The 14,312-nt window shown below is 41.8% G+C and carries 14 protein-coding genes; 11 read left to right on the top strand and 3 right to left on the bottom strand.

All coding sequences use genetic code 11. The features are described from left to right. The first annotated feature begins 122 nt into the window (after positions 1 to 122). The 8 genes from AACZ87_RS15410 to AACZ87_RS15375 all read left to right on the top strand — a co-directional run bounded on the left by AACZ87_RS15410 (position 123) and on the right by AACZ87_RS15375 (position 7,364). The gene (locus AACZ87_RS15410) at positions 123 to 1,514 is read left to right on the top strand and encodes a mercuric reductase (protein ID WP_339868516.1); all 1,392 of its coding nucleotides are present in this window, start codon (positions 123 to 125) and stop codon (positions 1,512 to 1,514) included. Next, entirely contained in the window at positions 1,514 to 2,308 is a 795-nt protein-coding gene (locus AACZ87_RS15405) for a hypothetical protein (RefSeq protein WP_339868514.1), read from the top strand. Before AACZ87_RS15410 ends, AACZ87_RS15405 begins: the two co-directional genes overlap by 1 nt. Before the next feature lies 1 nt (position 2,309). Next, entirely contained in the window at positions 2,310 to 2,861 is a 552-nt protein-coding gene (locus AACZ87_RS15400; protein ID WP_339868513.1) for a lipocalin family protein, read from the top strand. Between the two features lie 171 nt (positions 2,862 to 3,032). Beyond that, positions 3,033 to 3,599: an NfeD family protein gene (locus AACZ87_RS15395; protein WP_339868511.1), complete on the top strand. Its 567-nt coding sequence runs from the start codon at positions 3,033 to 3,035 to the stop codon at positions 3,597 to 3,599. Positions 3,600 to 3,611: 12 nt separating this feature from the next. Beyond that, positions 3,612 to 5,123: an SPFH domain-containing protein gene (locus AACZ87_RS15390; protein ID WP_339868510.1), complete on the top strand. Its 1,512-nt coding sequence runs from the start codon at positions 3,612 to 3,614 to the stop codon at positions 5,121 to 5,123. Between the two features lie 192 nt (positions 5,124 to 5,315). Beyond that, on the top strand, positions 5,316 to 5,960 hold the full coding sequence (gene upp / locus AACZ87_RS15385; RefSeq protein ID WP_339868509.1) for a uracil phosphoribosyltransferase: 645 nt from the start codon (positions 5,316 to 5,318) through the stop codon (positions 5,958 to 5,960). A gap of 7 nt (positions 5,961 to 5,967) precedes the next feature. Further along, positions 5,968 to 6,906, top strand: coding sequence for a calcium/sodium antiporter (locus tag AACZ87_RS15380; protein ID WP_339868508.1), 939 nt, complete (start codon positions 5,968 to 5,970; stop codon positions 6,904 to 6,906). Continuing rightward, positions 6,903 to 7,364, top strand: coding sequence for a hypothetical protein (locus AACZ87_RS15375; RefSeq protein WP_339868507.1), 462 nt, complete (start codon positions 6,903 to 6,905; stop codon positions 7,362 to 7,364). The genes AACZ87_RS15380 and AACZ87_RS15375 overlap by 4 nt, the downstream gene beginning before the upstream one ends. Here AACZ87_RS15375 and sdaAA read toward each other — a convergent pair. Continuing rightward, entirely contained in the window at positions 7,353 to 8,261 is a 909-nt protein-coding gene (gene sdaAA, locus AACZ87_RS15370) for an L-serine ammonia-lyase, iron-sulfur-dependent, subunit alpha (RefSeq protein ID WP_339868506.1), read from the bottom strand. The two genes, AACZ87_RS15375 and sdaAA, sit on opposite strands and share 12 nt — an antisense overlap. A 158-nt stretch (positions 8,262 to 8,419) precedes the next feature. Continuing rightward, positions 8,420 to 8,824 (bottom strand): OsmC family protein, encoded by a 405-nt coding sequence (locus AACZ87_RS15365; protein ID WP_339868504.1) that lies wholly within the window; start codon positions 8,822 to 8,824, stop codon positions 8,420 to 8,422. Between the two features lie 70 nt (positions 8,825 to 8,894). Between AACZ87_RS15365 and AACZ87_RS15360 the strand changes: the two genes are divergently transcribed. The 3 genes from AACZ87_RS15360 (at position 8,895) to AACZ87_RS15350 (ending at position 10,973) form a co-directional block, all read left to right on the top strand. Beyond that, positions 8,895 to 9,623 carry a hypothetical protein gene (locus AACZ87_RS15360; RefSeq protein WP_339868502.1) on the top strand — a complete coding sequence of 243 codons (729 nt, stop codon included), beginning with the start codon at positions 8,895 to 8,897 and terminating at the stop codon, positions 9,621 to 9,623. Between the two features lie 54 nt (positions 9,624 to 9,677). Further along, positions 9,678 to 10,556: a lipoyl synthase gene (gene lipA / locus AACZ87_RS15355; RefSeq protein ID WP_339868500.1), complete on the top strand. Its 879-nt coding sequence runs from the start codon at positions 9,678 to 9,680 to the stop codon at positions 10,554 to 10,556. 102 nt (positions 10,557 to 10,658) lie between these two features. Continuing rightward, positions 10,659 to 10,973 carry a hypothetical protein gene (locus AACZ87_RS15350; protein ID WP_339868499.1) on the top strand — a complete coding sequence of 105 codons (315 nt, stop codon included), beginning with the start codon at positions 10,659 to 10,661 and terminating at the stop codon, positions 10,971 to 10,973. 203 nt (positions 10,974 to 11,176) lie between these two features. On the opposite strand, the gene gcvP is transcribed toward AACZ87_RS15350, so the two are convergent. After that, positions 11,177 to 14,065 (bottom strand): aminomethyl-transferring glycine dehydrogenase, encoded by a 2,889-nt coding sequence (gcvP, locus tag AACZ87_RS15345; RefSeq protein ID WP_339868497.1) that lies wholly within the window; start codon positions 14,063 to 14,065, stop codon positions 11,177 to 11,179. Positions 14,066 to 14,312 lie beyond the last annotated feature (247 nt).

The following is a 14,312-nucleotide window of genomic DNA, read 5'->3' as shown; positions in this document are numbered from 1 at the left end:
ATAGCTCTTAAAGTAATATGAGGCTGTCCCATGATAGATTGGGGCAGCCTCTTTTTTGTCTTTGGCTTTCGGTTTGTAACTTTTTAGTGTAATGAAATTCGTCCGCTAAACTTTTTTTGAACATGATAGAAGACAGAGTAGAAACTTTTGACGCCATTATAATTGGTTCTGGACAAGCTGGAAATCCCCTTGCATTGGCGCTGGCTAAGGAAAAATGGAAGGTTGCTCTGGTTGAGAAAGGCGCTTTGGGAGGAACCTGCGTGAACACTGGTTGCACTCCTACCAAAGCCTATGTGGCGAGTGCGAGAGCTGCTTGGACAATTTCAAACGCTCCTAAATTGGGAATCGATGTTCCCAAATCGCCCAAAGTCAATTTGAAATTTATCAAAAAAAGGAAAGATAAACTTGTCAACGAATCCAGGCTAGGAATACGAAAATCCCTTTCCGATTCCCCGCAAATTTCCCTGATCAGAGGCACTGCAACTTTTTTGGATAAAACCCGGGTAAAAGTAGGATCCAGAGTATTGAAGTCATATAAAATATTTTTGAATGTGGGCGCAAGGGCTAGAATTCCGGAGGGATTTGAGGACGTGGAATATTTCACCAATAGCTCTATACTACAGCTCGAAAAAGTGCCAGAAAATCTAATCATAGTAGGAGGAAGTTACATAGGTTTGGAATTTGCGCAGATTTTCAAGCGATTAGGGTCGAAAGTTACAGTTTTGGAGATGGGGAAATATTTGATTTCCAAAGAGGATCAGCATACTTCTGAAATGGTAAGAGAAGTTTTGGAAAATGAAGGTATAAAAGTAATCTGTGGCGCTAAATGCCTAAAAGGCAAGAACAAAAAGTCCGGGGGAATCACTGTCACTTTTCAAAAAGAAGAGAAAGACAAACAAGTCAGTGGTTCTCATTTACTTGTTGCAACAGGCAGAATGCCGAATTCTGACTTACTTAAGATTGAAAAAGCTGGCCTGGAAATTAATAAGAAAGGGTATGTTGAAGTCAATGAGAAATTGGAAACTAACATCGAAGGAATTTACGCTCTAGGTGATTGCAATGGTAAAGGTGCTTTTACCCATACGTCCTATAACGATTACGAGATCATGGAAAATCAGCTTTTCGGTGACAAGAAAAAATCGCTTGACGATAGAATTACCAATTACGCACTATACATCGATCCACCGCTAGGAAGAGCAGGCATGACACTGCATCAGGCAAAAGAATCAGGAAAAAAGTTGCTGTTTGCCAGAATGCCGATGAGTGAAATTTCCAGAGCTAAAGAAAAAGGCGAAACCCAGGGTAAGATGGAAGTCATAGTAGATGCTGATTCTGAACAAATCTTGGGAGCGGCAGTTTTCGGTACAGGTGGAGATGAAATCATAGGCTCATTTCTCACGGCTATGTATGGGAAGTTGAGCTACAAAACACTCATGAATTCCGTACAAACTCATCCAACTGTCACCGAACTCATTCCAACGTTATTGCAGCAGCTTAAACCGATTAAGAACTAATGAAAAAATCACATAAAGCCTACGCAATTTTGAATTTGATCGTCCTGCTGGCAATCATCTTTTGGAACTATTGGGTAAATGCAAAAGGCCTTAATGGCAATACTGTAAGTTCACTAAGTGCAGACTATGAGAATCTCTTCACTCCAGCAGGTTATGCATTTTCCATCTGGGGATTGATCTTTTTAGCCTTGCTTGCACAGGCTATTTTCTTTATTCGGAGAGCTTTTAATGATGAAAAAGACTCTGACTTTCTCTCCCAACTTGGCCCCTATCTCATCATGGCAAACATTGGAAATGGACTTTGGATCTACATGTGGCTGATGGAACACACGGGAATTAGCGTGGTTGTCATGCTCGGAATTTTATTGTCCCTCGTCATTACGATTTTGAATACAAACATGGAACGATGGGATGCACCGCGTGCGATTATCTTCTGGCTTTGGTGGCCTATCGCGCTTTACAGCGGATGGATTGCCGTTGCTACTATCGCAAACATATCCGCATATCTTGCGAAAATAGGCTGGACGGGAGGAATCAACGAAATCTCTTGGGCGATAACTCTGATATTAATAGCAGTAGGATTAAACCTGTTTATGATCGCCACTAGAAACCTGCGGGAATTTGCTTCTGTCGGCGTCTGGGCATTGATTGCGATTGCTGTGAGACACTGGGGAACTATACCAAGCTTACAATGGACAGCACTTACTGGAGCAGCAGTGCTTTTCATCGCCATCAGCATACATGGCTATCAAAACAGAGCGACCGCTCCATTTAAACTTAACCAAACCAACTAGTATGAGAACCTTAAACAAAACTGAAAAATTTGCTTTGGCTATGCCAATTCTGGCAGCAGCAAGCATCCTATTTCTATCACATAATTCTCAAGCGCAAGATCTGGAGACAGTTCCTTATGTGGACCTTGAAAAATACGCAGGGGAATGGTATGAAATTGCCTCTTTCCCACAATCCTTTCAGAAAGGCTGTACGTGTACAAAAGCCATCTACACACCAAATGAGGACGGTACAATCAGTGTAGAAAATAGCTGTAACCTTCCAAACAAAGGGAAAACCAAAACCTCCACTGCCAAAGCTTTTGTGGAAGATGGATCGGGAAATGCAAAGCTAAAAGTCCAATTCTTCTGGCCTTTTAAAGGGAAATATTGGATCATAGATTTGGCAAAAGATTACTCATACGCAGTAGTTGGTCATCCAAATAGAGATTACCTCTGGATTTTATCAAGAACTCAAGAAATGGATTCCGCGACTTATGATGGAATCTTGCAGAGAGTCGAGGAAAAGGGTTTTGATCTCAGTAAACTTGAAAAAACCTTACAGTGTGAAGACTAAGCACTTTGAAATCCCAGGGTTAAATTCTCTGGGATTTTTTGTGCTAAAGAGGTGATTCTTGTTTCGATCAATTCAGTTATTCTATACCCAGCTATTTTAAAATAAAAGATTAGTATTTAGATATTTTTTGATATTTTGAGGGACTTAAATCAAGCTTAACCTCAAAATGACATGGAATTTTTAGAAGGACTAGATCCTCAACTTAAAATCTTCTGGTACATCGCGATACCAGTTTCACTGATTTTTGTGCTTCAGACAATCCTAACATTTGTGGGATCTGGAGGTTCAGATGGGTTGGAAGCCGATTTTGATGGAGATTTGGATGGTGGAGATGCGCCGTTTCAGATGTTCTCCTTTCGCAATTTGATTAACTTCCTGCTCGGTTTCAGTTGGACAGGAATTTCTTTTTACAAACTCATCCCAAATACCACACTACTCATATTACTTAGTTTAATAGTAGGATTTGCTTTTGTTTATTTCTTTTTCCTCATCATTAAGCAAATCCAAAAGCTCGGCGAAGACAATACTTTTCGCTTAGAAAAAACACTGGACAAAATCGCAGATGTCTATCTGGCTATCCCTGGGAGGATGCAGGGAAAAGGAAAAATCATGGTAAGTCTCAATGGGTCTGTGCGGGAAATTGATGCCATGACCGAGCAAGACAAAATTGAAACCAACGCTACCGTGAAAATCAAACGGGTAGAAAATGGTAATATCCTCATCGTAGAAAAGCTTTAACTTAATTCTTTTATGGATCCATTAATTCTCATCGTCGTCGCGACGGTTGTCACCTTTGTGACTATTCTGGCACTTGTCTCCCGCTACAAGCGCTGCCCCTCTGATAAAATACTCGTGGTTTATGGCAAGACTGGTGGTACTTCGGCTCGTTGTATTCACGGGGGTGGAGCCTTTATCTGGCCAGTGATTCAGGATTATGCATACCTAGATCTGAAGCCGATTTCTATCGAAGCTAATTTGACAAATGCGTTAAGCCGTCAAAATATCCGCGTAGATGTCCCATGTAGATTTACGATCGCTATTTCTACAGACACTGACACGATGAATACGGCTGCTGAGCGTCTGTTAGGCTTAGCTCATGAGCAGATTCAGGAGCTTTCTAAGGATATTCTTTTTGGACAATTGCGTTTAGTAATTGCTACAATGACCATCGAGGAAATCAACTCTGATCGGGATAAATTCTTGGAGAGCATTTCTAAGAATGTTGACAGTGAATTAAAGAAAATTGGTTTGAAACTGATCAACGTCAACGTGACAGATATCAAGGATGAATCAGGTTACATTGAAGCACTTGGAAAAGAAGCTGCCGCAAAAGCAATCAACGAAGCCAAGATCTCTGTGGCTGAGCAGGAGAAAATCGGTGAAACAGGCAAAGCCCTGGCTGATCGGGAAAAGGATGTGCAAATCGCAGACACTCAGCGTGATCGGGATGTGAAAATTGCGATTACCAATAAAAACCGAGAGGTCAGCATTGCGGAAGCTGCCAAAGACGAAAGTATCGGTAAGGCAGAAGCCCAAAGAGATACGCGTGTGAAGACTTCCGAAGCAAATGCGATTGCCATTAAAGGCGAGAACGAGGCGAAAATATCAATTGCTCAATCCGATGCCCAACGTCGTGAGAAGGAAGCGGAAGCATTAAGAATTGCATTGGCATCCGAAAAAGTACAGAGTGCACGAGCGCTCGAAGAAGCCTATTTGGCAGAGCAAAAAGCTGAAACAGCTAGAGCGGACAGAGAGCGATCCACTCAAAATGCGAACATCGTAGTCCCTGCGGAAATTGCCAAACAGCGTGCTATCATCGAGGCTCAAGCCGAAGCCGAGCGAATCAGAGAACAAGCAAAAGGTGAGGCTGATGCGATCTTTGCCAAAATGGATGCAGAAGCAAAAGGTCTTTACGAAATATTGACCAAACAAGCAGAAGGCTACCGTGAAGTAGTAAGTGCAGCAGGTGGAGATCCTACCAAGGCCTTCCAATTGCTATTGATTGAGAAACTTCCTGAGTTGGTAAAAACTCAAGTAGAGGCAGTGAAGAATATTAAAATCGATAAAATCACTGTTTGGGATTCTGGGCAGGGCGAAAATGGAAATGGCTCCACAGCTAATTTTGTCTCTGGAATGATGAAAACCGTACCGCCATTGAATGAACTCTTTAACATGGCGGGGCTTAATCTCCCTACTTATTTGAAAGGTGATGACTTAGTAGAACCTCCAAAGAAGGGGGAGCAAAAGCCTGAAGAGGAATAGTTTTAAACAAAAAGTAATTAATAATGCTAATTACCATTTAGAGGACATGGTGAAAATGCTTGCCTAGTAAAACCCTCCGTTGATGCTCGGCAATTGGCCAGAAGAGCCAGCTTTGAAGTGAAATAATGAGTATTTCTTCTTTTCAAAAAAACCCGGTTCCAAAGAGCCGGGTTTTTATTTTATCTTCGTGGCATGTTCGTTTTATCTAACACACCTTCTATTGCAAATCATTTTCTACGAGAAATGAGAGACATTCGTATTCAAAGCGACAGAATGCGATTTCGAAGAAATCTAGAGCGAATGGGCGAAATCCTGGCTTATGAAATCTCCAAATCTTTTGAATACGCATTGGAGGAAATAGATACACCCATTACCGTCACTGAGGCGCTAGCTCCAATTGGGCAGCCAGTGATCATCTCCGTGATGAGAGCTTCTTTACCCTTCTCTAATGGTTTTTTAAATTATTTCGACCAGGCAGATAGTGGATTTATTGGAGCATTTCGAGATGAAAGTGAGCCGGGAGAGATTACAGTTCAGCTGGGATATCACGCTAGTCCAAGTGTAGAAGGAAGGATACTTATACTCGCCGACCCTATGCTTGCAACTGGGAAATCATTGGTAGAGTCAATACAAACCATACTTTCTCATGGAACTCCTGCTCATATTCACATAGCAGCAATAATAGCCGCCCCGGAAGGCATCGAATACCTCAAACAGCACATCACCTGCTCATATTCTCTTTGGCTTGGAGAAATAGACCAAAAATTAAATCACCAATCCTACATCGTTCCTGGGCTAGGAGATGCTGGAGACCTAGCTTTTGGCCCAAAACTTTAATTACTACATGCTTCCATATTTCCTTTTATTTCTTGGTTTGGTTATTCTCCTATATGGAGGAAAAATCTTGGTAGACGGCGCCTCTGCAATGGCAGTAAAACTTGGTATGAGCGCAGGCTTAATCGGCATGACAGTAGTTGCCTTTGGCACCTCTGCTCCTGAATTACTAGTAAGTGTGAATGCCGCCCTCAAGGGGAATAGTGACATTTCTATCGGCAACGTGATCGGGTCAAACATTGCAAATATTGCCCTAGTTCTGGGTGTGAGTGGGATCTTTTATCCTATCCTCATCCGGAAAAGTCATATCCGGTTCGACTATTTAGTCACCTTAGTGGTATCCATACTTTTTTACGGCTTGAGTTATAATGGCTTGATTAGTTTTTGGGAAGGCATCCTACTCTTCGGATTATTCATAGGTTTTAATATCTACCTCTTCAAAAGTCCTGCTTCAGATTTAGTGGACAACACAGAGGTAGAAGAGGAAATAGAGCAAGTGAAAAACTACTCTTGGTTTGCTGCTGTTGGTCTATTTGTAGGCGGGGTACTGGGCCTTTATCTTGGCTCTGAACTCCTGGTCAATAATGCCGTAAAAATCTCCAGAGAGTTCGGAGTATCGGAGCGAATCATTGGAGTAACTATCATTGCGATCGGAACAAGCTTACCGGAGCTAATTACTTCTATTATAGCTGCTTTATCTAAAAGAACAGATTTAGCATTAGGAAATATTCTTGGCAGTAACATCATGAATATTCTGTCCATCATCGGTCTTACAGCGATCATAAAACCGATTGGTGTCTCCCAGGAATTTATCGATTCAGATTTCTTGTGGATGCTTGGAATTACCCTCTTTTTATTCGTGTTGATGCGAACTAAGATGCGGGTTTCGAAAGTGGAAGGTTCTTTACTCTTACTTAGCTACTTTGCCTATTTGTTCTTCCTCTTATGATGGACCAAATTCTAACCTTACTTGGAATTTACTTTCTATGTTGGTTTAAATTTATTGCTGGACCTGTTTTAGGTTCCGCGGCAGGCTACACTGTATTAGAAAAAGCCTTGGTCACCATCGCTGGAATGATGACTAGTGTAATCATTTTTACTCTTCTTGGCTCCAAGATAAAAGCGCTTTTTGAAGGAATTTTCCAACGGAAATCAAGGTTGATTTTTTCAAAAAAAAATAGACGGATAGTTCATCTGTGGAAAAATTACGGAGAAATAGGAATTGCGTTCTTTACCCCACTTTTACTTACACCTATCGGTGGCACACTGATTATGGTGTCTTTTGGAGTCAAAAAAAGACATATTTACATGCATATGCTGTGGAGCGCTTGTCTATGGTCAGTTGTGCTCAGCATGAGTATTGAAAAATTATTAGCTATTCCTTTTATCAAGAATTTATTCCTCTGATTCATTGTCAGGTAATATTTCTATATCCTTGATCAGAACCCGTTCAGAAATAGCCTGTCCTGTCAGCGTTGCCGCCAAACCACCCATTGCAGTTTCCTTATAACGACTTTCCATCGAAGCTCCAACTTCCCCCATCGCCTCCACACACTCATCCACGGGGATGACTGCACTTACATTGGCTAGGGCAATCTGAGCAGAACTGAACGCAATTGCAGCCGCACTGGCATTTCGTACTACACAAGGAACTTCCACCAATCCAGCAACTGGATCACAAATCAGCCCCAACATGCATTGAATTGTGATGGCAACTGCATTGAAAATCTGATCTGTACTCCCTCCTAGGCAATAAACAATCGCTCCTGAAGCCATGGCCGCAGCCGAGCCTGTTTCTGCTTGACATCCGCCAACTGCACCAGCTAAACTGGCTTTCTCTTCAATAATCAATGCTATTCCTGCTCCTACCAAAAGTCCCTCAACAATCTGCTCATCACTTAATCCGTGGATTTCCTGAAGCGTAACTAGAGTGCCTGGCAGAATTCCACTTGCTCCAGCTGTAGGTGCTGCCACTACTCTTCCCATACAAGAATTGACCTCCTTGGCTGCTAAGGCCCTGGATATTAATTTTTGAAATTCAGGAGAAAGTACAGAAAGTGGGTGATTATAAACCTTCTTCGCTCCATTATTGATCATTCCAGAGCGGGAAGTCATTTCTTCCTCCAAACCAGTTTTCACAGCATCCTTCATTACTCCGTATGCTTGTATAAGTCCTGCTTTGATTTGATCATTTGAGCCATTTTTCTGATCAACTTCATATTCGATTACTGATTCTGGCAAAGAAATTTCTTTCTCATCGCAATAGCTTTTCCAGCCTTTGAAAGACTCAAATAAGTAACTCATAATCGGGTGGGTTTATATACTTTCAAATTTCTACTAACTCGAGATTGAACTATTCGTACGCTTCCTCACAATTTCTACTGACAGAAGCAAAAGACAGAAGTAGCATGTTCTAGAGAGTTTAATGCTTCTTGAATAGCCTTCGACTTTTACTTTTTCACTCAGAAATTGAACTTTAAAGTCTGCTTAATTTCAGAATCTAAGCTTAAAGCAACCGGACAAGTCTTGGCTGCATTTTTCAACTTCTGGAGCATCGCTTCATCTTCTACAGGATTTTCCCAATGAAATTCAACTATTATTTCACTTATTTTCCGGGGTGATGACTGCATGATTTTGGTCACTTCCCAAGTTAGTCCATCCAAAGAAACCGAATCTCGGTTTGCTACAATCCCCATAATGGTGACCATACAACTCCCTAAAGCACTAGCAACCAGATCCGTAGGAGAAAACTTTTCTCCTTTCCCGTTATTATCAACAGGAGCATCGGTAAGTAATTGAGTTCCTGACTGAAGGTGCTCAGATTCAGTTCTCAAATTCCCCAAATAGGAACTTTTTATAGTGGGCATAAACTCTTATTTTTAAAATCAGTTAAAATACTAACACCCAAAAATAGGGCTATATTTTCGACCAACCCGAATGAACAAGCTGAAATTCATAATACCTCTTTTATTACTTTCCTTTTCGATTGATTCTTTTGCCCAAAGAGAAGACATAGGCAATTACGAATACGATAAGGAATACATGTTCGGCATCAACAAAAACACAAATGGAGGATTGATTGGTGGATTTGTATTTAAGGCAGGAACACGGATTGACGACACTCAATTTAGCTTTTTGGCGTTGGAATTTTCAAATGTGAAAAACCCGAAGGAAATCAGATACCAAACTGTTTTGGGCAACAGCTATATTTTTGGAAAGTCAAACTACCTGTATTCAATCAGACCTCAATATGGTCGTGAAATAATCCTTTTCAAGAAAGCTCCCAACCAAGGTGTGCAGGTTTCTGCTTTGGCGGCTATTGGACCGACTTTCGGCCTGATCGCACCCTATTACATAGAATATGCGGTCAATCGCGTGGAAACCGTTCGCGAACAATATGATCCTGAGGTCCACCAAAGCCGGCTCAATATTTTAGGCACAGGCCGCCTATTCGAAGGGCTAGGACAGTCCGAATTTGCATTCGGAGCAAATCTTAAAGCCGCGCTTTCCTTTGAATTCGGGGTTTTCAGATCAAATGCAACAGGTTTGGAACTAGGATATATGCTGGAGGGTTTTACCAAAGAAATTCCTCTGATCCCGACTACAGAAAATCGGCAGTTGTTCCAGTCGGTGTACTTCACCTTTTTCTATGGGTTCAGACAGTAAGTCAACTTGGGTTTTGCCCTTTGCTGACTTACCTTTGCATCAAATCAGAAATCAATGATCGAATTACCTGTAATTTCCGAAGAAGCAACACGCCGAAAAAAGCCAGATTGGCTTAGAGTGAAACTTCCCGTAGGAAAAGAATACGCCAAAGTCCGCAAGCTAGTAGATGAGCATAAGCTTCACACGATCTGCGAAAGCGGCAATTGCCCGAACATGGGTGAATGCTGGGGAGCCGGTACAGCTACCTTTATGATTTTGGGAAATGTATGTACACGTTCTTGCTCCTTTTGCGCTGTAGCTACTGGCCGACCGCCTGAATATGATGTGGATGAACCGAGAAGAGTAGCAGAAGCAATCAAGCTAATGGGCGTAAAACATGCTGTTTTGACCTCTGTAAATAGAGATGAATTGAAAGATAAAGGTGCTGAAATATGGTATCAAACCGTGATTCAGACCAAAAAACTGTCACCAGCAACAACAATTGAGACACTTATTCCAGATGTGAAGTCAAACTGGGATGCTTTATATAGAATGATTTCTGGTGGTCAGGAAGTAGTTTCTCATAATATGGAAACTGTGGAAAGCCTTTATAGAAGAGTTCGTCCTCAGGCAAAATATGCCCGTTCTCTAGAGCAAACCAAATTGACCAAAGAATTCGGCAAAAGAACTAAAACCGGCATCATGCTAGGATTAGGTGAGAAAAAAGAAGAGGTTTTCAAAGCAATGGATGATCTAGCCGAGCATGGCTGCGATATCCTGACGTTGGGACAATACCTTCAGCCTACCAAAATGCACATTGAAGTAGCTGAGTTTATCCATCCGGATCTTTTTGCAGAATATAGAGAAGAAGGACTAGCAAGAGGATTGAAGTACGTAGAGTCAGGACCTTTGGTGAGGTCATCTTACCATGCTGAGCGCCACGTGAACGTCTAAACTTCCTAAATGATTTTTAAAGCACACTTTCGGGTGTGCTTTTTTTATGCCTAATTTTTTAATATTTTCAAAAGGTATATCTCACATTAAACTTTTAACCAAATGGTAAAAATTGAAAAAATCGGGGTGGCTTCGGCTGCCAAAATCTATGGATTGACACTTGGAGCACTTGGCTTTGTAATAGGAATCTTTTACGCCCTATTTTTAACTGCATTCACCGGACTCTTTGGTGATGAAATATCTTCATTTGGAGCAGGTGGGTTGGGGATAGTGATGGTCATCGTATTCCCAATTATGTACGGAATTATGGGGTTTATTTTTGGAGCTTTAGGAGCAATAGTGTATAATTTTGTAGCCTCAAAAATTGGAGGACTTGAAATTACCCTTTCGAAGGATGATGAAATTCCGATGATGTAAAGATCAACATACCAAACCATTCCCTCAAAGAATAACTAAGGGGCACCAAAGGTTCAGCTTCTGGAGAAGCTGGGCAACGATGAAAATAAACTTCGCTCAGCCTAGCAGTTGCGCTCTCCGCGTGAACTTGGCGATCTCCGCGGTTAAAAAAAGTAAAGGGCTATCAAATCGACAGCCCTTTCTGTATTTATCTTTAAGCTAACTTAAGCTTCTTCGCTTGCGTAATCTTCCACTGGAATACAGCTACAGATCAAGTTTCTGTCTCCGAAAGCAGAATCAATTCTTCTTACACTTGGCCAGAACTTATTTGCTTTCACATATTCAAGAGGATAAACTGCTTTCTCTCTAGAGTAAGGCAAGTTCCAGTCATCAGTAAGAACCATCATCGCTGTGTGAGGTGCATTTTTCAACACGTTCTCTACTTTATCAGCTTTTCCATCTTCGATCTCTTGGATCTCCGCACGGATAGAAAGCAAGGCATCACAGAACTTATCCAGCTCAGCCTTAGTCTCCGACTCAGTTGGCTCGATCATCAACGTACCAGCAACCGGGAAGGAAACTGTAGGCGCATGGTAGCCATAATCCATCAATCGTTTCGCGATATCTTCTACTTCCACACCCACTTCCTTGAAACCTCTGCAATCCACGATCATTTCGTGAGCAGCTCTTCCTTGCGTACCTGTGTAAAGAATAGGGAAATGATCTTTTAATCTTTCTTTGATGTAGTTAGCATTTAAGATTGCCATTTTCGTAGCATTCTTCAAGCCATCACCACCCATCATAGCAATGTAAGCGTAAGAGATTGGTAAAATGCTCGCACTACCATAAGGTGCTGCTGAGATAGAAGAAACCGCCTGCTCTCCGCCTGCTTTCACTACTGGGTTGCCAGGAAGGAATGGCGCCAAATGACTTGCTACGCAAATTGGGCCCATACCAGGTCCGCCACCACCGTGAGGGATACAGAAAGTCTTGTGAAGATTCAAGTGACAAACGTCAGCCCCAATTCTGCCCGGGCTAGTCAATCCAACCTGTGCATTCATATTAGCTCCATCCATGTAAACCTGCCCACCATTGTCGTGAATAATCTGGCAGATTTCCTGAATGGCTACTTCGAATACACCGTGTGTAGAAGGATAAGTTACTAAAAGCGAAGAAAGCTCATTAGCATTTGCTTCCGCCTTCGCTCTTAAATCCTCGATATCAATATTTCCTTTTTCATCACATTTTACCAAAACCACTTTCATTCCAGCCATAACAGCGGAAGCAGGGTTGGTGCCATGCGCAGAAGTTGGGATCAAGGCTACATTTCTGTGGTGATCTCCTCGGCTTTGGTGATAAGCACGAATGACCATCAATCCAGCAAACTCACCTTGCGCACCAGAATTTGGCTGAAGGGAAGTATCTGCAAAACCGGTTATTTCATTCAACCAATGTCTCAAATTTGCAAAAAGCTCTTGGTAACCTGCAGTCTGATCCGTTGGTGCAAATGGGTGCATTTGACCGAACTCAGGCCAAGTCACAGGTATCATTTCCGCCGTAGCGTTTAGCTTCATCGTACATGACCCCAAAGAAATCATAGAGTGAACCAATGACAAATCTTTGTTCTCAAGCCTCTTGATATAGCGAAGCATCTCGTGCTCACTTTGGTACTCGTTGAAAACCGGGTGAGTCAAATATTCAGATGTTCTTACCAATTCTTCCGGAAGATCCAATTCGATCTCAGAAGCCAAAGCAGCAAGATCTGGAGCGTCTACTCCCTTTGCTTTCGCAAAAACTTCAACAACCGACGCGATATCCTCTAATGTCTTAGCCTCATCAAAAGTCAAGAATACCGTATCGTAATCGTAACGGAAATTCATTTCCGCAGAAAGTGCCAATGACTGGATTGCATTAAGCGACTTAGACTCGATTTTTACTTTGATAGTATCGAAGTAATTCTTGGAAGGCACTTCGTAACCCAATTGCTCAAGAGCCTTTGCCGTTAATTTAGCCAGTCCATGCGTTCTTAGCGCTATGTTTTTCAGACCTTTTGGGCCGTGATAAACTGCATAAAAACTAGCCATTACAGCTAGAAGAACCTGTGCAGTACAAATATTAGAAGTTGCTTTTTCTCTTTTGATATGTTGCTCACGAGTCTGCAAAGCCATTCTGTACGCTTTGTTTCCTTCACGATCCTGAGAAACACCAATAATTCTTCCCGGAATCTGACGCTTGTAAGCTTCTTTCGTAGCGAAGAAACCAGCATGTGGCCCACCATAGCCCATAGGAACACCGAATCTCTGCGAAGATCCAACAACTACATCAGCACCCATTTCTCCAGGAGCAGTCAGAAGTGTCAATGCCAAAAGATCAGCAGCAAAAGCTGTGGTTACATTGTTTTCTTTAGCGGCAGCAACGATCGCAGAGTAATCACGCGCTTCACCGTCAGCATCTGGATATTGGAATAATACTCCATAAAGATTCTCGTCCGTCAGGTCCAACGAATCAATAGATCCGTAAACCAATTCAATCCCTACCGGCTCGGCTCTAGTTTCAAGCACAGCCTTGGTCTGAGGGAAAACTTTCTCGTCTACAAAGAACTTCGTTGCGTTCTTTTTCTCTCTTGGTTTCACTGCAAAAAGCATATTCATCGCTTCAGCTGCAGCTGTTCCTTCGTCCAGAAGAGATGCATTTGCAAGCTCCATTCCTGTCAATTCCATCACAACTGTTTGGAAATTGATCAAGGCTTCCAATCGACCTTGAGCGATTTCTGCCTGATAAGGAGTGTACGCAGTGTACCATCCTGGATTTTCCAAAACGTTTCTCAAAATCACTCCTGGAACTAACGTATCGTAGTATCCCAAACCAATAAATGACTTGAAAACCTTGTTTTTAGAAGCCAGTTTTTTGAAATCCTTCAAAAACTCCGACTCTAACTTCGCCGCCGGAAGATCCAATGGGCGATCCAATTGTATAGATTTTGGTACAGTTTGGTTGATTAATTCCTCTAAAGATGAGGCACCGATTTTTTCCAGCATAGCTGAGATTTCTGTATCTGTCGGGCCATTGTGTCTGCTCTCAAATTTGACAGCATTAGAAAGATTGATCTTCATATAAGAACGTTAAGACGATGAACTATTTGGGTTTGAAATCCGCTGATTTTTCAAGGTGCAAAGGTACAATTTATTGAAAGATAATGCTTTCATGAACTCCATTATTTCGGTTGAGTTACATCAAAATTTATAAACGGTTTATTGTCGGGTAGAAAATTTCTCTAGTTTAGCGCCAGAATTACCATAAGATTGAAATCAAACACTTAGTTGACACACTGCTTGTATTGTGCACTGCAGTCTTGATTTC

Origin of the sequence: uncultured Algoriphagus sp. (genome assembly GCF_963974365.1) — a bacterium.
Classification (GTDB): domain Bacteria; phylum Bacteroidota; class Bacteroidia; order Cytophagales; family Cyclobacteriaceae; genus Algoriphagus.
This window is presented reverse-complemented; position numbering and strand designations above follow the sequence as displayed.